At 66.2% G+C, this 19613-nt stretch carries 13 protein-coding genes; 7 read left to right on the forward strand and 6 right to left on the reverse strand.

Translation table 11 applies throughout. From position 1 onward, the window contains the following. Positions 1-152: 152 nt before the first annotated feature. Positions 153-2132, forward strand: a complete 1980-nt coding sequence (locus VFZ09_RS27095; RefSeq protein ID WP_329730568.1) for a hypothetical protein — start codon at positions 153-155, stop codon at positions 2130-2132. 36 nt (positions 2133-2168) lie between these two features. Continuing rightward, positions 2169-3275 carry a ferritin-like protein gene (locus VFZ09_RS27100; protein ID WP_329730569.1) on the forward strand — a complete coding sequence of 369 codons (1107 nt, stop codon included), beginning with the start codon at positions 2169-2171 and terminating at the stop codon, positions 3273-3275. Positions 3276-3544: 269 nt separating this feature from the next. Here the strand turns inward: VFZ09_RS27100 and VFZ09_RS27105 are convergent, their stop codons facing one another. The 4 genes from VFZ09_RS27105 to VFZ09_RS27120 form a co-directional block, all read right to left on the reverse strand. After that, positions 3545-3868: a hypothetical protein gene (locus tag VFZ09_RS27105; protein WP_329730570.1), complete on the reverse strand. Its 324-nt coding sequence runs from the start codon at positions 3866-3868 to the stop codon at positions 3545-3547. 64 nt (positions 3869-3932) lie between these two features. Continuing rightward, positions 3933-7523, reverse strand: a complete 3591-nt coding sequence (locus tag VFZ09_RS27110) for a DEAD/DEAH box helicase family protein (RefSeq protein ID WP_329730571.1) — start codon at positions 7521-7523, stop codon at positions 3933-3935. Further along, the gene (locus VFZ09_RS27115; RefSeq protein WP_329730572.1) at positions 7520-9520 is read right to left on the reverse strand and encodes a hypothetical protein; all 2001 of its coding nucleotides are present in this window, start codon (positions 9518-9520) and stop codon (positions 7520-7522) included. The genes VFZ09_RS27110 and VFZ09_RS27115 overlap by 4 nt, the downstream gene beginning before the upstream one ends. Beyond that, positions 9517-11118: a hypothetical protein gene (locus VFZ09_RS27120; protein WP_329730573.1), complete on the reverse strand. Its 1602-nt coding sequence runs from the start codon at positions 11116-11118 to the stop codon at positions 9517-9519. The genes VFZ09_RS27115 and VFZ09_RS27120 overlap by 4 nt, the downstream gene beginning before the upstream one ends. Positions 11119-11238: 120 nt before the next feature. Between VFZ09_RS27120 and VFZ09_RS27125 the strand changes: the two genes are divergently transcribed. The 5 genes from VFZ09_RS27125 (at position 11239) to VFZ09_RS27145 (ending at position 16235) form a co-directional block, all read left to right on the forward strand. Continuing rightward, positions 11239-11895, forward strand: a complete 657-nt coding sequence (locus tag VFZ09_RS27125) for a LysM peptidoglycan-binding domain-containing protein (protein ID WP_329730574.1) — start codon at positions 11239-11241, stop codon at positions 11893-11895. Between the two features lie 36 nt (positions 11896-11931). Then, on the forward strand, positions 11932-13629 hold the full coding sequence (locus VFZ09_RS27130; RefSeq protein WP_329730575.1) for an isovaleryl-CoA dehydrogenase: 1698 nt from the start codon (positions 11932-11934) through the stop codon (positions 13627-13629). A 60-nt stretch (positions 13630-13689) separates the two neighbouring features. Then, positions 13690-14271, forward strand: coding sequence for a DJ-1/PfpI family protein (locus tag VFZ09_RS27135; protein ID WP_329730576.1), 582 nt, complete (start codon positions 13690-13692; stop codon positions 14269-14271). Positions 14272-15153: 882 nt separating this feature from the next. After that, positions 15154-15789 (forward strand): hypothetical protein, encoded by a 636-nt coding sequence (locus tag VFZ09_RS51725; protein WP_414640749.1) that lies wholly within the window; start codon positions 15154-15156, stop codon positions 15787-15789. After that, on the forward strand, positions 15786-16235 hold the full coding sequence (locus VFZ09_RS27145; RefSeq protein WP_329730577.1) for a hypothetical protein: 450 nt from the start codon (positions 15786-15788) through the stop codon (positions 16233-16235). The genes VFZ09_RS51725 and VFZ09_RS27145 overlap by 4 nt, the downstream gene beginning before the upstream one ends. A 272-nt stretch (positions 16236-16507) precedes the next feature. Here VFZ09_RS27145 and VFZ09_RS27150 read toward each other — a convergent pair whose 3' ends face one another. Both VFZ09_RS27150 and VFZ09_RS27155 read right to left on the reverse strand, forming a co-directional pair. Continuing rightward, complete coding sequence (locus tag VFZ09_RS27150; protein ID WP_329730578.1) at positions 16508-17482, reverse strand: DUF2381 family protein; 975 nt, start codon at positions 17480-17482, stop codon at positions 16508-16510. A gap of 32 nt (positions 17483-17514) precedes the next feature. After that, a partial coding sequence (locus tag VFZ09_RS27155) for a serine/threonine-protein kinase (RefSeq protein ID WP_329730579.1) occupies positions 17515-19613 on the reverse strand: 2099 nt, incomplete at its 5' end.

Raw genomic sequence — 19613 nt, forward strand, 5'->3', positions numbered from 1 at the left:
CCTTGACAGCACGGAATGCCTCTTTCTAGCTTCACGCCTTGTCCGAGCCATGTTCTCGGGCTGTCGCGTTCGTGGAGCTGAAAGACATTTCCAGCGCACCGCGACCCGGCCCGGGAAGCAGTGCGCGTCCAAGGGTTCACCGAGGAGCAGACATGAGCTTCCTACACAGGGTCCGGCTGGTGTTTTCCGGGACCTTCCAGGCGGACGTCTCGACCGTCAACAACGACGTCCGCCATTTCGACAACGCGACCTTCGAGCCGTCCTTCCAGGAGTTCCAGTCGAAATCCGGCCTGAACGGCTGGTGGAATCCCACCGGCTCGGGGGCCTTCCGGCTGTTGGACTGCCGGGTGACGGGCGTCTGGTATGAGGACGGCTCCTTCACGGATGACCCGAAGCGCGACCCCGTCATCGGGATGTTGATCGGCGGCTCGACCGAGCGGACGAGCGGAAAGCTCGTCGACATCGATCCGCAGTGGCAGCTGGCCTCCGCGCCGTGGGGACTGGAGGTGCGGCTGACGGATGGCAAGGTGCCCGCCTTCTTCGGCGGCCGCTACCAGCCCCATGCCTTCCGGGACCTGTGGTTCATGCGCACCCAGGGCCAGGCCAATGACATGGCCGCCTCGTCCTCGTTCCAATCCGTGTTGGAAGAGGTGACGTGGGACAAGGACGGGCTGCGCTCCAGCCCCTTCCTGCGCCAGCTCCAGGCGGCGACGACGGGAAAGCGGCTCTCCATCCGCATGGCGACCTTCGGCTACCAGGGCAAGGCGAGCCACCCGCGCTTCACGCTCGGAACCGTCGTGGGCACCCTCGGGCCGTACCTGCCAGGAGAGCCCTCGTCCTTCGTGCTGGGCCGGCGCTTCACGCCCGCGAGCAATGTCACCGCGCCCGACGGCAGCAACCTGCCCATCTCCTGGACGGGCATCACCTACTTCAGCGGGCAGGTGGACGCCGCCTCCCGCACGCTCTTCCTGGATCTGTCCAACGCGCTGCCCATCACCGACGGCACCGGCACCTCCAGTGACATGGGCCGCTTGAGCGTGGGCATCCTGCGCGACGCGGCCATCCAGGAGAACACCCCGGTCACTCCCAAGACGTTCGACGTGGTGGCCGAGATTCCCTACCGGGACCCGCGCTGGCTGCACACCAGCGGAGGTGTCTTCGCCGCCACGCTCACGCCCGAGCAGCTGGAACGGGCCAGGGAGCTACCGCTGGCGCTGGTGGTCAATGCCACCCCCAACCCGGGCAACACGGGGCTCGACCTGGGTCACGGCGTGGTCGCCATCCGCGAGAGCGCCGACGGGCTGTTCACGTGCGCGGAGCCGGCGGTGCACCGCATCGACGGCGCGGGCGAGACCCGGGTGACCATCTACGCCACCCGGTACGGCGCCCCGCACAAGGCCACAATCCAACTGGCGCAGCTGGGCAGGATTCCCAATCAGGGCGGCGGCTCGCCTGGTGATCCCAATGCCCCCAAGGCGCCCATCCCGGACATCGGCGTACCGATGGAGGCGGTGCAACTGCCCGAGCCGCCCCAGACCTCGAAGAAGGACGGCAAGGTCGAGATCCGCATCACCACGAGCGACCCCAAGAACCCGCGCAAGTACATCGACGGGCAGATCTACCTCATCGACTACCGGCTCCCCGGCCAGGGCAACACGGCGCGCTCGCCCTACGACTACATCGTGCTGCACGTGCGGGATGCCTTCAAGGCACCGGCCCGGCCCACCTGGGAGAAGCACATCCAGCCCATCTTCGTCCAATACGGCAACCTCTATCCCATCATGAGCAACCGGTTGGTGAAGCTGTCCGACCTGGAGTCCGTGAAGCGGCACGCCAACCTGCTCGAGCTCGCCTTCTCCCTGGACATCCACAACCCCAACTACATGCCGGTGACGAGGGATCTGTCCAAGCCGAAGCAGCGGATGATCATCCAGTGGCTGAAGCAGCTGTCGCAGCAGGAGGAGCACCCCCTGGGCGTAGTGCCTCCGGCGCGCACCGCGGCGGCGCCCTCCCCGGCGGCTCCGGAGACTCGGGCCGCCACCACCGCCGACACCGTGGACACCTCCAGCAGCAAGACGCATTTCGCCAAGGGCTTCAACCGCGCCCTGGGCAGCACCGAGCGCAAGAAGTGACCCACCACTGACGACACGTCCGAAAGAGGAAGACCCATGCTCAAGATCCGGCGCGAAGTAGTCGACCAGATTCAAGAGACGCGTGACGTCCAGGGGCTGCGCGCTCAACTCCAGGCGGCCATCGAGCTGGAGCACGCCACGATTCCCGCGTACCTGACGGCGCTCTACTCCATCAAACCGGGCTACAACGCCGCGGCCTCCCAGATTCTCCTGACCGTGGTCATCCAGGAGATGTTGCACATGGTGATCGCCGCCAATGTGCTCAACGCCATCGGGGGTTCTCCGCAGATCGACAAACCGGGCTTCATCCCGGTGTTCCCGGGCCCCCTGCCCATGGGCATCCACGAGGGGCTGACGGTGGGACTGGAGAAGCTGACACGAGGCCTCGTCTTCAACACCTTCATGGTCATCGAGGAGCCGGAGACGAAGCTCAACTTCCCCGTGAAGCAGCCGAAGCTGGCCATGTTCGACGCCCTGCGGCGGGAGGAGCAGCCGCAGCCGGAGTTCGCCACCATCGGCGAGTTCTACGCGGCCATCATCCAGAAGATGGAGGAGCTCGAGGCCGAGGGGCAGAAGCTCCTCACGGGCAAGCCGGGGCGGCAGGTGGTGGACAACACCTGGTTCCCCGCCGACCAGCTCTTCCCCATCCGGAACCTGGAAGACGCCCGGAGGGGGTTGAACCTCATCGTGGAGCAGGGCGAGGGCACGACCCAGTCCCCCAGGGAGCCCGACAAGGGGCTGGCCCACTTCTACCGTCTGGCGCAGATCGTCTACGGGCGCATGCTGGTGGCCGACCCGTCCGAGCCCACCGGCTGGTCCTATTCCGGTGCTCCGGTGGAGCTCAACCCCGCCGGTATCTGGAACCTGTATGCCAATGCCAAGACGGTGGACTACCCGGCGGGCAGCAGGGCGCGCTACCTCGCCGAGCAGTTCAATTACGGCTACACCAGCCTGCTGCGGGCCCTGCACAAGGCCTTCAACAGCGAGGCCGACCCCCAGAGCAAATCCGACACCCGGCTCCGGCCCGCGATCGGCCTCATGTACGAATTGAAGCTGGTGGCGGCCAGCCTGGTCTCGACGCCCATTCCCGACACGGACCTGTTCGCCGCCCCCACCTTCGAGTACGCCCCGGTCAACCTCTGAGCCCCGGCCGCCCCTCCCGGGCAAGGAGGGGCGATGCGTCCGAGCAGAGCGAAAGCACCAGCCCTGGCGTGCGGTGCGAGGCGAACTGCCCGGTGCCTGGCTGGCGGTTCTGGCGCATGTGAGACTTCCACCATCCACAGTGTTCACGGCTGTCGGTTCATCCCGTCCCGAGCTGTTCGGGCCGGCAGAGGACGAAGTAATGCCTCTGTCCTTACGACGAAACCGACATAATCCCGGTCGAAACGTTCGAGAAAAATCGACATGTCTCGTCAGCCCGAGACTTCCCGTTGGAGTTCCTCCGCGAGCATGTGCGCTTCATAGGCGAGCGTCCGGATAGCAAAACGTGCCTCGGTCGGGCTGAGTGTTGCCAGCGGCAGACTGCACCATGCTTCGAGGCGGTCATCCGTCCCAAGCCTGAATCCGGCGAGTTCCACCCGTCTGTTGCGTTGGAGGGCCCGTTTCGCGAGTTCCTCTACGCCGAAGTTCCGTGCGAGGACCGTTCCGAGCACAGTGGAGGTGAAGTGCGCGTGCGTCTCGTCGAGTTGATAGCGCACCACCTGCTTGCGGCCACTCGGGAAGACCACCGTGACCATGTGGGCGCTCCACTCGAGCGTGGGGCCAGCACCGGGGTCGGAACGGCTTGCCTGGAGGAGCTTCTTAATTCGAGGCACGGCGGACCTCCCGGCCAAGATCATCCTGGAACTGCGAATAAGGCGCGTCCTGTTCCTCGAGCAGCATCCGCTCCGCTGCGTCCGCCGCGAGGCTGACGTTGCACATGAGGGCGAACAGTTCCTCGGCCTCCGTCCACGTGGGGTCGAAGAGCAGGTCAGCCTCCGCCGTCAGTGTGTAGGTATCCACGTCGCCCGTTGAGACCTCGCACAGCCGTACACCTGGGAACCGCCCCTGGCTGCGCGCGAGTTCGAGACGTCTGGCGCCATCGAGCTCGACGCAACCCACGGGGCTCACGGCCCGGAGCATGGTGAAGCCCGCCACCGAGGCGGGTCGTAGGGACAGAACCACCGGCTGTTGCCGGACGCGCGTCCCATCCTGGGAGCGCGGGTCATCAGCGCGAAGCATCGTGCCATCCGCCACGTAGGTCGTGAGATGACGGTCCGCCCGGCCCGGTTCACGCGAATGCCAGAGGACGCGGTTCTCCCGCTCCAGTGCGGTGCAGAGCGCGTCGAGATGCGTGAGCAGCCGCGCCCCGTGCTCCAACAGTTCCTCCGGGACGACGCGCGTCCCTTGGAGCAGCTCCGGCTTGACGGGGAACGCCGTCACCAAGCGCTCGGTGATGGGCTCGATGTCCCGACGCGTGCGGACGAACTCATCGCGGGTGTGAAGCTGGGAATCCAGATCACGTGTCACCGCGATGCGATGGGTCATCCGGAGGAAACGATTGAGGCGCTCGAAGACACGTTCGACCTGGAGGACCTCCACGGTCTCCGCCAAATAGGGGTACTGCACCTGCAACAACTCTCCGGGTTCCGCGGGAGCCTGCCGACCATCGAGCCGCCGGTGTACCTGGGAATTGATGCGATCGATGCGACCCGTCCGCTGCTCCATGGCGGACGGCGTCCAACTGATACCGTAGTGGATGATTCGCGAGCAGAAGGTGTGGAGGTCCTCTCCCTCTTGCAGCACCTCGGTGGTGATGAGGACGAGGGGATAACCTGGCATGCGGAACTGCGTGACGAGTGTCTTGTTCACTCCGCCATGCATGCCCCCGACAGGGGTCTGTGCACTCAGGGCTCGCGAGAAGACACGCGCCAGCTCCGGGATGCTCGCCTGCCGTGCCTCCGGGAAATTCGTGGACAGGATGAGCTCATGATTACGCGCCACCTCGTGCAGCTCGCGCCAGGCATTCAGCCCTGGCTGGAGCCGCTGCGCCTCGAGGAGGTTCAACAGCTCCTCAATATAGGTGTCCACGCGCTCTCCCGTCTCGCGGCCCTGACGGCCCAGGCGCATCGTCCCCAGCCTGTTGACGGCGAGCACCCACAGGTCGATGGACGCATGGCCCAGCCGAACCACGCAGGAAAGGAGCTGGCGCCGCTGCTCCTGTTCCCGATACTGCTCGGGGAAGCCGTTCGCGCGGGAGGTAGGCCATAGCTCCTCGCGGAGCACCGAGCGCGTGCGTAGCTCGGTGAAGAAGGTGCGCGTATCGAGCTGCTCATCCGGAGGTGGGAAGTCCGAGGGCACTTGAGCCGCGGCCACGAGATCCGAGCCCTTGAACATTTCACGCCGGATGAGATCCGCGCGTGCGGAGAGCTCACGAGGCGTCGAGGCATGAGGAGAGCGCACGAGAAGTTGGAGCGCGGCCTCCTGATAGGCATGAAACACCTTGAGCCTCGGGTACCCCTTCGTCTGCCGGCCAGTCGCTCGACGATAGGCGGCGTAGGCCAGGGCACGTGATTCCGTGCGAACCCATTCCACCGGCTGCCACAAGGACTGGGCGAGCGCTTCGACGACCGGGCCGCGTGTACCGAGCAACTCCATGACCGAGTTGTCCTCGAAGAGAATGGAGTACGAGGCGCCCGCGTTCATCAGCCGGTTCTTCCGGAACGAAGCGCCAGAGAGATGGTTGCGCGGCCCTTCGCCTCGGAAGAACCACGAAAAGAAGGTGTCGTTCCCACCCACATCGTCTGCCGCAACGTCCTCCTGGTGCGTATCCGTGGGCAGGCCATCCATCTCGATACGGTCGGACTGCCGGGCTTGCGTGCGCTCCTGCTCATAACCCCGGAAGGCCTGCTCAAGCTCGTCGTGCAGCACCGGCACGAGCTTCCGGCGCAGTTCTCCCAGGAGCCATCGATCGTAGTCGCGACAAAGTTTGCCGCGCATCTCCGGAACACTCGCCACACGGCGCACGAAAACGAGCGCCTTGTCCCCTGACGGGAAGCAGTGGGCGAGGCTGCGGACGACGGCGTCCATCTTCGGGTGTGGCAGCGCTTCCCCGAAGCGCCGCCGGTAGGACTCGGCGAGCTTGTCGACGGAGGGCGTGTCGATGCCCTCCCGCTCGGTGGCGTTCTGCGCCTGCTCGCTCCCATCGAAGGCGCTGGTGTCCTCGGCGTCGGGAGTCACCTTGCGCTTCGCCGTCTTCCAGAAGCTCTCGAAGGAGGAGAGCATGCCCATCTGGAAGGACGCGCCGAAACGCGATTGATTGAGTACCTCGGCCACCTTCTTCTGCACCAGTGCGACGACGAGGCGCTGCTTCGCCGTGGGGATGTCGAGCGGCTGGTCCGGGCTCTCGCATCCTCCTTTACGCCACTCGCGACGGTACATGTTCTTGGTGTGCTGGCTGTCCGCGATGCGCAGACCGGTCAGACGGCGGATGAGGAAGCGCGCCGCGACGGTCTCCCGCTCGGAATCCGAGAGCCCCTCCTCCATCAAGGCGCGAGCGCGATCCCCGAAACCAAACAGGTCGAGCTGCCTCCATAGCTCGCGGTAGTCGCTCTCGAAGGGAGTGGCGGAGAGGAACAGCACGCGATCGAACCGGCGCCCGTAATACGGCGAGGCGCCTTCCAGCTGCTCCTGGGGGTAGCTGCCAAGAGCCAGCGACAGCAGGAGGTTGCGTGAGGAATGGGAATCCTTGCCGTGCTTGAGGTTGTGTGCCTCGTCCACGATGACCAGGTCGTAATGCGGGAGCAACCCGTTCAGCGTCTGGGCGAAGGCGCGCTTGAAGCGCTGCTTGTCGCCGCCTCCGCGCAAATCGAAGAGCTCGGGCTGGAAGTGGGGCGCGATCTTCCGGAGCCGCTCCCGGCGATCCTCCCAGGACTGTCCCTGCTCACCGAGGGGAAGGCTGAAGCTGGTGAGACGAACGAAGAAGTCCTGTTCCGGGCGCGCCGCGGCTTTCTGACCCCAATCAAGCAGGCTCTCGCAGCTCGCGTAGGGCCGGCAGGGGAGATCCTCCACGCTCCGGATGCGCTGATCCCGATGGAGCCAATTGCTCCGGGTGAAGTTCTTCAGCTCCTTTTGCCACTTCTGTTGGATGTTGGTGGTGGGTGCCACCACGAGGATGCGCAGCTCCGGGTGGAAGAGGCGCAGCAGGCCCACCACGCCCAGAGCCACGTACGTCTTGCCCATGCCCACTTCGTCGGCGAGGTAGGCGACACCTTCCCGGGCGAGGATGTTGTGAAGGGCAACGGCCCCCTCCAGCTGGGTCTCCGCGATGGAAGCGGAGGTCGAGACATTCTGGCTCTTGAAGTCGATGAGCTTCCGGGCGCTCTCCAGGGAGAGGGGCTGAATGGGTTTCATGCCACCACCTCCTCACGGGCCCGGGCGAGGAAGGCGCGCTCGAACCATTCGAGGAACGCGGCGTTCTCCTCTGGCGTCCCCCCGAGCTGGAGGGTGTCACGAAGCTGCGCGAGTGGCGTGAGCAGGGCTTCCAGCTGCCGGTGCCGCTCCCGATTCGTGGTGAAGAAGTCCGGGAAGCTTGAAGCCAGGGTTTGCAACATCTGTCGTGCGGTGAGGAAGATGACGTAGCGGTGGATGGAGTCGAAGGCCTTGTCCTCCCGGAGACGCTCCACGAGGGTACCGAGCGAGTCGTGGCGCGCGCCGAAGAGCCGGGTCACTGCTTCATGCTCACGCCCGTGAGAGAGGGCATCCGTCATGCGGGCTTCGAACTGGTGGAAGGCGTGGAAGATGCCCGCGAAGCGGTCGAAGAGGCTCGGTGCCTCGGGCCCACGGCCCTGCTTCGCCGGCTCACGCGCGGCATTCGTGGCCCGCAGTTTTTCCTCCAGGAAGGTGGACTTCTGCTCATCCGTGAAGAACGACCAGTAGCGCAGGATGTCCTCCACCGAGAGGTTGTGCAGGAGCGATGGCTTGTTCTCCATCCCCTCCTCCTGGACGAGCAGGATGCAGGTGCGCCCGTCCTTCGAGGCATGGACGAAGGAACTGGAGAGCAGGTGCTCGCGCAACCGGGCCCCGATGTCCGCGGGCAGTTCCACCCAGGTGCGAGCAGGCAGCGCGGAGAGCGGGTGAAAGGGCACCCCGTTGAGGGAGAGCAGGATGTCGGGTGACGGCCCGGAACCTTCCCAGCAGACGCGGGCGAGCCGCGTGAGCCATGAGAACTCCAGCGCCAGGGGAAGCACGAGCTCTTGAAGCGACTCATCCTCCTCGGCCTCATCCTCGGCGACATCGTCGAGGAAACGCTTCGGGGCGGGCCCCTCGGGCAACTCCAGCCACCACTGGAGACGGCCTTCCACCTTCTCCTCAATGAGGAAGGAAGCTTCGAGATTGCCCGCGTTCGAGTGGCTGTGGGCCTGCTGCGTGAGGTTTGCCGAGCCCACGAGAATGAACTGGCGGGCCTCGCTCTGGCTCCAGAGACGGTACACCTTGGCATGCACGAAGCGAGAGGCGGGCTCTCCGTCCTCGCCCCTTCGCCTCAGGAGGTCGGACGGAAGGGTGCTCCAACTCATATTGCTCAACTCGGACGCCGCACCGAAGAAGGACTTCCTGCAGCGGACCGTACCGTCTTCCTTGCGCGGCAGGAAGACACGCGCCTGCCGGGGCTTCAACTCCTTGACGAGGGCGCGCAGGGCCGGAGCTCCCTGCTCATCGAAGTAGGGCGAGAGAATCTCCAGGTTGTAGCCCTCGGGAGAAACGGGCAGTGCCTCGCAAAGGAACTCGGGCAGGGACTTCTGCCCCACGAACAGGCGAGGACCCATCCGCCGGGTGCGGCGCTCCTCGTCCGGGACCTGGTAGCGGAGGAACTTGTGGATTTCATCCAGCTCGGCATGCCGCTCGGTGGCGGGCGCGGCCTCGCGGATGAGTCGTAGGGCCAGGAAGAGATCGGCACGGAAGGAGCAAGGCGACCCCTGCTCGATGACCTCCACATGCCCGGCCTCGACGTTCTGCCACCAGCCCGAGCGGGTGAGATTCGCGGAGAGGGTGGCGACAAGGAGCGAGCGGGCTCCCTCCTCTTCGAGCAACAGCAGCACGAGCTTCGGATGGAAGCAGCCCGTCGTGCGTGAACTGGGAATGCGGCGGATGTCGAGCTTCGCAGAGCCCTGGTGTTGGAGCGCCTGGCGGTCGTAGTACACGGCGAGGCGGGTATCGCGGACCGAATCCTCGAGCATCACGAGGCGGGCCTCCGAACCGGTGGGAAGCGTCCGATCGAAGAGGATCGGAACGACCTCCTCCTCGAAGAACTTCGGGTCGAAGGCGAAAGTCGTGAAGACGCCCGTGACGACCCGCCGTTTGCGGACGTGCTCACCGAAGACATCGCTGAGAACAGAAGTGGGAGCGCTCATGCCGCCCTCCCGGTGACCTGGGCGCCCACCCGCTTGAGACTGTTGAGGAAGTAGGAGTTCACCCAGAGTTCGGGCAGCTCATCGGGTTCGGGCAGCCAGGAGACCTCCGACTTGATACGAACCCGGAGCCGGTTTCCTTCCACGGAGAGCCAGGGCGCGCCACCGCGATCCTTCATCACCTGGGCGTTGTGCTCGGCCGCGACGACGAAGAACTCCTTGTATTCACCCGAGGCGAGCGTCGCTTGCATGGCCACGACGCGGCCAGCGGACTCCTGCCCCACCGCCTCCGCCAGAAAACCCTCGATCTCACGCAGATTGCTCGGAAGGAGGTGCGCGAGCCGGGAACCCCACCGCTGACGGACGTCCTTCGCGACGTTGTCCGTGCGTTGGCCATTCTTCGCGAGCAGGTACTGGAAGAGGCTGCCCACGGCGGCGAGCACGAGCTCCACCCGTTCGATGTGGTGGAGTGACATGTGAAGTGCGGAGTCCTGGGTGGAAAGCTCAAGGAGCTTTCGCAACTCCGTGAAATCGAAGCCTCGTATCCAGGCGCGGCTACTCCGGCCGTTCGCCTGCTCGATGAGGGACCAGAGTTGCTCCTGGAGCCCTCTTTCGGAGGAGGGTCCGAAACGGTTGCACACCAGCGTGTCCTCGAAGAACCGCTGGAACTCCCCCTCCAGGGGTTGGGTCAGAACGCGAGAGAGCGCGCGAGCCAGCGGAGCATGGCGGCCCCGAGGCTCGAAGGGCGCGTTCCTGCCCAGGAAGTGGAGGACCTCCTCTGCCATCCGGCGGGCCTGGGACTTCAGCACGTGCCACCAGATGCGCTCCGCGAGTTGGGCCGTGGTGTCGTTGAGTCGTTGCTCGGCCGGTTCAGTCCAACCGGATTCACGCGCGGCGGAGCTGTAGAGACCCCAGAGTCCGTAGATCTTCTGGTTACCGAGGATCTGGTGCTCGCGCTCCGCGGAGATATGGACCCGATCGCTCGCATCGAGCCGCGCGCGTACGCGGTTGATGCCGCGCATGGGTGCACCCCCATCCTCGATGACACCTGAGGCGTAGAGGCTGTAGGCCGCGAGCTGCTCGAACTGGAGGAACATCGCGCAGCGCTCTTCTTCCCGGCGCTTGCCCATCGCGATGGCCTGCTCGACGAAGTGGAAGCCGAACAACAGCGTCCTGAAGTCACGCAGCGACTGCGTCACCGTTGTGAGGTTACCGACCACTTCGCGGCCGAAGTGAGACCAGATGGCCTGCAGGCCGAGCGGATCCCGCGAGCCCTTGATCTCGGCTCGTGGGTCGAGCTGGGTGAGAAACATGAAGAAGCGCCCCCCTGGGCAGTATTGGGAGAATTTCGCCCTGAATGCCTCGGTGCTGACAAGCAAGGGGAACCCCGTACGAGCAGCGTGGTCGTCGTAGTTGCCGCTGCTGCAGATGAACGGGGCGCTGTTGGTGTTGCTGGAGTCCACGAAGCGGAAGTTGGCGCGCACGGCCTGCACTCGGCCCTCCGGCAGGGTGTACGTCACGGCGAAGGTGTTCAGCCCGTTGCGGCTCGGCGTGTACGTGCCGAGCCGCGTCGGCGCAGAAGGGCGCCTGGTACGTCGCATCCGCCCCCGACCCATCCCCGTGTCACGCCCCATCTCGCTGAATTCATTGAGGATTTCCGGGTGGAAGATCCGGACGCAACTCCTGGACGGACCTCGCGACAATCAGTCCAGGAGATCCGCATGTCCAACTACCGCATCCGCCAGGGCGACACCCTCTCGGCTCTCGCCTCCCGTTTCAAGACCAGCGTCTCGGAGTTGGCACGCGTCAACAACATCTCCAACCCGAACCTCATCTACGCGGGAAAGACGCTGCGCATCCCCGGCCACGCCCGGAACGACAGCTTCCAGCCCACCCGGGGTCACGGGCCGCGCGGCGGCGGCCACACCGGCGGTACGAGCGGCGGCGGACAGGTCCAGGGAAGCCACGGCACCGCGAGCCCGGGCCAGGTGACGCCCGCGATGCGCAAGCTCGCGAGCGCGGGCCGCGCGGCGGCGATGAGCATCGGCGGGTACAACAGCCAGGGCCTGTGCGCCACCGGCGTGAGCAAGGCCATCCAGAACGCCTTCGGCTTCAAGGTCTGGGGCAACGGCAACCAGATCGACAACAACCTGCCCCGCGACAAGTTCAAGCAGGTCAACATGTCGCTCGAGCAGGCGCTGAAGATTCCCGGCCTTGTGCTCACCTGGGAGAAGACCTCGTCGCGCCTGGGCAGCATCTACGGCCACACGGCCATCACCACCGGTGACGGCCGCTCCTCGGTGAGTGACTTCATCGAGCGCAACACGCTCGGCGCCGGTGGCCGCAGCGGGCTGAAGATCTTCATGCCGACGATGTGACTCCCGCCCCACCGTGGAGCACCGCCGCCTCCGGGATTGTCCCCCGGGGGCGTTGTCGTTTCGAGGGGGAACGACCCCCGCTCCATCGCCGATGGCTTCCTCACGCACCAGGTCACGAATCAGGCCCCGCCGCTCACGTACGACGCCTGGGCCACCGACACGGTGTTGCGTGAAGCCGTGACCCGGGAGGGGGGCGGCTGGGCGGAGGCGGACATCGCGAAGTACGGCCCCCTCGTGGGAGGCGAGCTGATGCAGCTCGGCTTCACCGCCAACGAGAACAAGCCGAGGTTCCGCCCGTTCGACCGGTACGGCAACCGCCTGGACGAGGTGGAGTTCCACCCCGCCTACCACCGCCTCATGGAGCAGGCCGTGGCCCATGGCGTGCCCAACTTCGCCTGGCGCCACGAGGACAAGCCCGGTGCCCACGTGGCCCGCATGGCGCTGTTCTACCTGCACAACCAGGCCGATCAGGGCACGAGCTGCCCCCTGACGATGACCTACGCCAGCGTGCCCACGCTGCGCCGCCAGCCCGAGCTCGCCCGCGAATGGCTGCCCCGCGTGAGCTCGCCCAGCTATGACCCGCGCTTCATCCCCGCGGCACAGAAGCGGGGCGTCACGCTCGGCATGGGCATGACCGAGAAGCAGGGCGGCTCGGACGTGCGCACCAACACCACGCGGGCCCATCCGCTCGGAAGCCGCGGGCCCGGACAGCCCTATGCGCTCGTGGGCCACAAGTGGTTCTTCTCCGCGCCCATGAGCGACGCGTTCCTCGTGCTCGCCCAGGCCGAGGGCGGGTTGTCGTGCTTCCTGCTGCCTCGCTTCACGCCGGACGGCGAGCGCAATGCCATCCGCGTCCAGCGCCTCAAGGACAAGCTCGGTGACTGGAGCAACGCCAGCTCCGAGGTCGAGTTCCACGGCGCCACCGCCTGGATGGTGGGCGAGGAGGGCCGCGGCGTCTCCACCATCCTCGAGATGGTGGCCCTCACGCGCCAGGACTGCATGATCGGCTCAAGCGGGCAGATGCGGCAGGCGCTCGTGCAGGCCATCCACCATGCCCGGTACCGCAAGGCCTTCAGCAAGCGGCTCATCGAGCAGCCACTGATGATGAACGTGCTCGCGGACCTGGCGCTCGAGTCCGAGGCGCACACCGTGCTCACCGCGCGCGTGGCCCGGTCCGTGGATGCGAGCCACCGCGACGCCAGGGAAGCGGCCTTCGGGCGCATCGCCACGGCCATCGGCAAGTACTGGGTGTGCAAGCGCGCGCCCGCCTTCATCAACGAGGCCCAGGAGTGCCTCGGCGGCTCGGGCTACGTGGAGGAGTCGAACCTCGCGCGGCTGTACCGGCAGGCCCCGCTCAACTCCATCTGGGAAGGCAGCGGCAACATCCAGTGCCTCGACATGCTGCGCGCCGTCACCCGCGAGCCGGCCAGCCGCGACGCCCTGTTCGAGGAGATCCTCGCCGCCCGGGGTGGGCATCCGGCGCTCGACGCCGAGGCCGCGAGCCTGGCGAAGCAGTTCGATGACCTGGGCACGCTCGAGTCGCGCTCGCGCTTCATCGTCGAGCGCCTCGCCCTGGCGCTGCAGTCCTCCCTGCTCATCCGCGCCGGCAATACGCAGGTCTCGGACACCTTCTGCGAGTCGCGGCTGGCCGGTGCCCATGGACAGACGTTCGGCACGCTGCCGGGCCACGCTCCGTTCCACGCCCTCATCCAGCGCGCCTTCGCCGGCGAGTAGTCCGCGAGCCCGGGCCCGCAGTACTATTTCCTCCCGGGTCTTCAACCCGGAGGAAACCATATGGCGGGCAAGAAGCTGCTGATGCTGGTGGGCGACTACGTCGAGGACTACGAGGTGATGGTGCCGTTCCAGGCCCTGCAGGCGGTGGGGCACACGGTCCACGCCGTCTGTCCGGACAAGAAGGCGGGAGACACGGTGCGCACCGCCGTGCACGACTTCGACGGCGCCCAGACGTACAGCGAGAAGCCGGGCCACAACTTCGCCGTCAACGCCACGTTCGCGGAGGTGGAGGCCTCGCAGTACGACGGCCTGGTGATTCCGGGCGGCCGGGCGCCGGAGTACCTGCGGCTCAACCCGAAGGTGCTCCAGGTGGTCCGCCACTTCGCCGAGGCGAAGAAGCCCATCGCCGCCGTCTGCCACGGGTTGCAGGTGCTCGCGGCGGCGGGCGTGCTCGAGGGCAAGCGCTGCACGGCCTACCCCGCCTGCGGCCCCGAGGTGACGCTGGCCAGGGGCACCTACGTGCAGGTGCCGGTGGATGACGCGGTGGTGGACGGCAACCTCGTCACCGCGCCCGCCTGGCCCGCGCACCCCAAGTGGATCGCCGGCTTCCTCCAGGTGCTGGGCACGCGCATCCAGCACTGAGCCACTTCGCCCTCCTGGGGACGTGGAGGCGGTGGGAATCGAACCCGCGCCGGGCGTTGCGAAACTCCCAGCAGAATCGCGCCCTTACCTCGCAACCGCCCGGAATGCTTGGGAGTCGATATCCCGCCGCGTCCCCTCCTGTCCCGCCCCGTTCCGGTCCATTCCGCACGCTCCTGCGACATACGTGCAACATGGCGGGGGCTGCCCACCTCCCGCCGCTAGACATCCCGGGCTGTGTGGCTCGCCGCTCCCCTGGCCGTCCTGAACGGGCAGTTCGCTCCCGCTCCAACCACGGGCAAGCGTTCCCTGTTCCGGCACTGTCCGCGAGCGCGCGCACACTGGCACGGCTAGCGCCCTGGAGGCCATCCAGAGGACCGAGCAGAGGTTGCCCTGCTCATCCCTTCCTCCAGACCCGAGCCGCAGCAGCCGCCCCTCTGGTGCCCTCTAGCGCGTCCCATGTTCGCGCCTCACCGTCCCACCGGCCCGGGGGAGGCTGGGGCGTGCAAGCTCGCGCTGTGGGGCCCTGCACCGTGCTCGAACTGCGCGCTGCGTTGGTGCTCACCATGGCCCGAACTGCGGCTGCTGCACCCTGGCCCCCTGCCGCTCCCCTCGCGTGCGCTCGTGAATGTCGGGGCGCGCTTCCATACTCCGAGCGGCCCCGCCAGGACCTGCTGGGTCCTAGACCGAATGGAAGACCCTACTATGCGTCTCCGAGCGTGCTTCGCACTTCTGCTCTTTCTCTCAGCCTGTACAACGACACCGCCCACCCCAAGAGAGCCAGCGGCCCGGGATCCGAGGCTCGCCAACCTCCAGCGCGCGGCGACGCTGCCCTGGACGGACGGGGGGCATTGCGCCGTCCGCGAAGCCTCCGAGCCCTGGCCCGTGCTGGCGGAGCGGTGCTTTCATGCGCTCGACCATGACCGGATCGAGTTCCACGACACCACGGGGCGATGCGCGGTGGCCTCCGCCGGTGCCGCTGCAATGGGGCTCGGGGTCTGCGTGCTGGCGGCACCGGAGATCATCGTGGGGGCGGTGATCGTCGCGGGCGTGGTGGTGGTGGGCTTCGCCATCAAAGAGGCGTTGGATACCTACGCGGAGAAGAGGGGTCGTCCCCAGGTAAGGCCCGTGCCTGAAACGCGACCCGTGCCTGAAACGGAATCGTTATCGTTCACGTCGCTGTTCAATGAGAACACCAAGGCTCAGCAAGATGCGAAGATTGGACCGAGGATTACTGAGGTCACGGAAGAGGAGGGGGTGATTGAGATTGTTGCAGAAGGCGAGAATGGTGAAATTCGAATCATGGGCAACGTCGGAATCGATGAGGGGACGATCACGCTTGATCAGGCCCACATTCAGGGTCAGGGAGCCGGAACAAGCGGTTTGAAGGAAATGGGTGAGATTATCCGTGAGTTCGGGCGATCACGTGGTGCAAGCGAAGTCATCATTCTAGGTGCGACGCGAACGACCGGAGCGCGCCCCGGTCACACGCCTCGCCCAATTCGAGTCCGTGTGAAATGAGCCCCATTCAACTCGTATTCTCTGGCTGGAAGGACGATCCGCGCTCGGTGGATCTCGTTCATCTTCTTCGTCGTGAACTCAAGCTATCGCTTGGTGCTTCCAAGCGGATCGTGGATTCTATTGTTGATCGGCCAGTGGAGATGGTCGAGGTCTCCAATGAAATGGTCGCGAAACGGGTGCGAGAACTCGGTGCAGGTATCGGACTCTATGCAACTGTGAAGGGACCGAAGCTCTATTTCACTGGCCTGAGACCCAACGCGAATCGGGAATCTCTGGTTCACTTGCTCTCGGTGGATGGTGGCCTCGCGGTGGATGAGGCAGGCCGCTTGGCTGACCGACTGGCTGGCTTGGGTGAAACAGCAGTGGAGAGCGGTGATGGGGAGTGTGCCCGTAGATGCTGTGAGGGGGCCGAGTTGCTAGGTTTTGTCTGTACTCTCACCGCATAGGGGATGTGTCCACTTCCGGTTTCGCCTCACAGCGGTCAATGCGATCCCTCCTTATTCAACAGAGGGACAGGCGGCTGACCTGAAAGGAGGATGACAAGCCAGAATCTCCCTGGTGACAGATGGGTGTTGGTTGATGGACACGCGCGAGGAGAAACGGGTAAGGCACTCGCTGCGGGGGAGTGGTGCGCACCGACCTCGTGCTGTTGGTGCGCGTCCCGTAGAGCAACGTTGCCTGTCGCGAACGCCTGACGGCCATGCAATGCCCGAGTGCATCATGGGGTGGCGGCACCATCGTCGCGCCGAGCCTTATCGACGGCCGGGAATGTGACGTCCCCAAGGGTGACGGTGCGCGGTCCGCTGGGCTCCCATAGCTTGAGGGTACAGGGGCATCCGAGCTGCGCGGCCTCTCGCGCAGTGCCCACCACGACCGCACCGGCGCCGCCCGCCGCGATGGGGGCTTCTTGCCACGCGGCAAGCGCCACTTCTTCCCCCGCCGAGTCCACCAGCACCGCCCCCGCCAGCGTCCAGGGCTCGGCGCCGGGGTTGGACAGGCGCAGCCGCACTGCCACGCTTGCCGGTCGGGCCTCACCCGTGCGGGTGTAGCTGTAGCTCCAGGCTCTATCCCACCCGAGCGCGTTGGCCGGATGTTGCTTCAACTCCCCGTCAAGGGGCAGAGACGCGAGGCTCCCAGCCACCTCCAGCCATGCGGCCCCCATGAGCCCGCCCGGCCCCTCTCGTGCGGCCAGCAGCCGCGCCTTGTCCTCCTGGCACTGGCGCGCTTCGGCCTGTGCTTCGTCACGCTCTTTCTTGAGCACCTCGGGCGGGCGCGGCTGCCGGAACACCTCCACCCGGCGTGTCCCCTTTGCCGCATGGCCCACGAGCCAAAAGCTCGTGCTTGCTGGTGCCGCGCCATCCGCGAAGCGCACTGTCGCCTTTACCCGCTCCCCTGGCAGATAGTCCGCCCTGGGAGTGGCGTAGAGACTCAGCCCGTCTTGCCCGAGTGCCCAATGCGCGAGGCGTTCCCCTCGCTGAAACTCCACCGCCCCCACAGCGACGCGGGAGTCAAAAACGAAGGTCGTCGTCTCGTCCGCGCTCGCGCACACGTCCGGCGCTCCCTCCGGGGCGCCTGTGGCCAAGTCAAAGCGAGCTGTCGCGGCGCAGCGGGGGACGGGTGGCGGTTCTGCGGCTTGCGCGGCACCAGAGAGGAGGGCAATCACCAGGAGGGCACCAGGAGACGAAGGCAGCACGGAAACTCAACCTCCAAAGGGCACGGCAATAATCAGGGCTGCCCGGTGGGCCGAGCGAGAGGAATGCGCGAGGGTGTCTTGGCAGTGCCGGGCTTGCTTCCAGGAGTAAGGCAAGTGCCCAAGCCAGGGGGGCAAAAGAACCGTTTGCCGTGCTCGTCCTTGAAGGGCATTTTTTCGTCCAGGCCAACAGCCAAACACACGGGGAGCGTCCCCACGCCTGGAATCTTTGCCTCGGTGAAGGCGCCGTAAAGGCGGTCGTCCCCAAGCTGCAACCTTCCCAGAAGCAGGGTGCCGTGAGGCAAACTCCCAACGCTCCCGACGATACCTACTTGGAGGGTAGCGGGGCCATCCTTCACCCTGGCCGCCTCTCCGGGCTCCCCCGTGTACCCGTTCACCGTGCCCCAGCCGCCCCAGCTAACGCGATATCGCTCGTGGGTCTGCTGCCATCCCTGGGGGCACGTAATCGAGGGGGGCTCGGGGCGCACCTGGGAAGCGGGCGCGGTGCATCCCCCATCGAGCAGCGCACAGACCGCCACGGCTGCGGGCTTCACCGGGAAGCGGAACCCCGCACCTTGCGTCTGCGGTTTCGGCGTTTCGTTCTTGGGCGTCTGAGCGGACGTGCGAAGCATGGCGTTAGCGGTAGACGCGGGAAGTTGGGCCCCAACGGGTGTCGCGTCTCCTCCGGGGAAAGATTCCAGCGCCTTTGCATCGGGCGCCACTTCACGACCGCGCACGCCTGCATCGGTTGCGCTGGTGGCGGGGGACGTGGACGGTAGCGGCACCTCCAGCCCTGCCTCGCTGGTGCGACCTGTAGAGCCAGGCCCCCCCAGGTTCGCGCCCACGGACAGGGCAACGACGGCCACCAGCAGCGCGGCCCCAGCGAGCCCCAGGCGCCACGCGGTGCGACGGGGTTGGTGAGTGGCGGTGGCGGGCTCGAGTTCGCGAGCTGGCGGCACCGGGGCGCTCGGAACGGGCGGCTCGTGCCCCCCAGCGGGCGCGGCCACGCCCGGAGCGTCCACCTTGGGAAACTCGTCCGGGTGTGCGGCTGCTGGCGGGACCCGTGGGGCTGCCATCTGCTCGGGCAGGAGGAATACCCGGTCCCTTCTCGGCAGGGGACGCCCGCGCCGGGGGCGTTGCTTCCTCAGCCTTAGAAACGCACGCCGCTGCTCGCTCGCCTCTTGCCGTTCCGGGTCCTCGGCCGTGGTGGTGAGCTGCGGATCGTCCGGGTCCCCGAGCGGCACATCCCAGGTGGCGTCGCTCTCCGCGGTGGACAGGGACTCATTCAAAGCCGCGCACAGCGTCGCAACCACCGGGAAACGCTCCTCCGGTCGCTCAGCAAGCATCCTCATGCACAGCAGCGAGGCTGCCAGCGGCACGCGCGGATTGACGACGTGAGGCGCATCCGGCCTGTGCGTCAAGATGCGCTCGCGCAGTCCATCCAGCCCACCTTCATCCGTGCGCTCGCCAAAAGGCAGCTCATCCGTCAGCAGCCAGTAATAGGCCACGCCCAACGCCCACATCTCGTCGGCGGGCCCGTACTCGTATTGATCCGTGCCGTCTGGATTGGCGCGATGGAACCGGATCTGCTCAGGGGAGCGGAATTCCTCTGTCCCGGGCGGGAGCTGCGAGCCGGTGACAGTCGGGGCACCAGCAAGAGAACCAATCCCGAAATCAATCAAGATCGGCTTCTCGCTCCCTTCCCGAATGAGGATGTTCTCCGGCTTCACGTCCCGGTGAAACACGCCCGCCGCGTGTACCTCCCCGAGCGTCACCGCCACTTCCAAAACGATGCGCGTCGCTTTCCGCGCCGATGGATTCTGGCCGTAGGCAAACGCAAAGAGCGTGTCGCCCGGCACGAATTCCATCACGATATAGGGATGGCCGTTAGCCGGGTCGGGCCAGAAGTCCGAGCCCACGTAGCGGACGACACCGGGATTCTCCAGGTGAATGAGAATGCCGATCTCCCGCTTGCCCCTGCCGTCCAGCGTGGAAACCAAGAGAAGCTTCAACGCAAAAAAGAGCCCACCGCGCTCGACCTTGTAGACGATCCCGAGGCCCCCCGCGCCCAAGAACCCCACCACCTTGTAGTCCCCGATCATGTCGCCGATGTCCGGGTGCCTGAGTGTCAGTC

The organism is Archangium sp., from assembly GCF_036277355.1.
In the GTDB taxonomy this organism is placed as follows: Bacteria; Myxococcota; Myxococcia; order Myxococcales; family Myxococcaceae; genus Archangium.

Excerpts from the sequence above, each read along its gene's own strand:
- VFZ09_RS27095 (WP_329730568.1), top strand. The coding sequence starts at position 153 with ATGAGCTTCCTACACAGGGTCCGGCTGGTGTTTTCCGGGACCTTCCAG.
- VFZ09_RS27100 (WP_329730569.1), top strand. The coding sequence starts at position 2,169 with ATGCTCAAGATCCGGCGCGAAGTAGTCGACCAGATTCAAGAGACGCGT.
- VFZ09_RS27105 (WP_329730570.1), bottom strand. The coding sequence starts at position 3,868 with ATGGTCACGGTGGTCTTCCCGAGTGGCCGCAAGCAGGTGGTGCGCTAT.
- VFZ09_RS27110 (WP_329730571.1), bottom strand. The coding sequence starts at position 7,523 with ATGAAACCCATTCAGCCCCTCTCCCTGGAGAGCGCCCGGAAGCTCATC.
- VFZ09_RS27115 (WP_329730572.1), bottom strand. The coding sequence starts at position 9,520 with ATGAGCGCTCCCACTTCTGTTCTCAGCGATGTCTTCGGTGAGCACGTC.
- VFZ09_RS27120 (WP_329730573.1), bottom strand. The coding sequence starts at position 11,118 with ATGCGACGTACCAGGCGCCCTTCTGCGCCGACGCGGCTCGGCACGTAC.
- VFZ09_RS27125 (WP_329730574.1), top strand. The coding sequence starts at position 11,239 with ATGTCCAACTACCGCATCCGCCAGGGCGACACCCTCTCGGCTCTCGCC.
- VFZ09_RS27135 (WP_329730576.1), top strand. The coding sequence starts at position 13,690 with ATGGCGGGCAAGAAGCTGCTGATGCTGGTGGGCGACTACGTCGAGGAC.
- VFZ09_RS27145 (WP_329730577.1), top strand. The coding sequence starts at position 15,786 with ATGAGCCCCATTCAACTCGTATTCTCTGGCTGGAAGGACGATCCGCGC.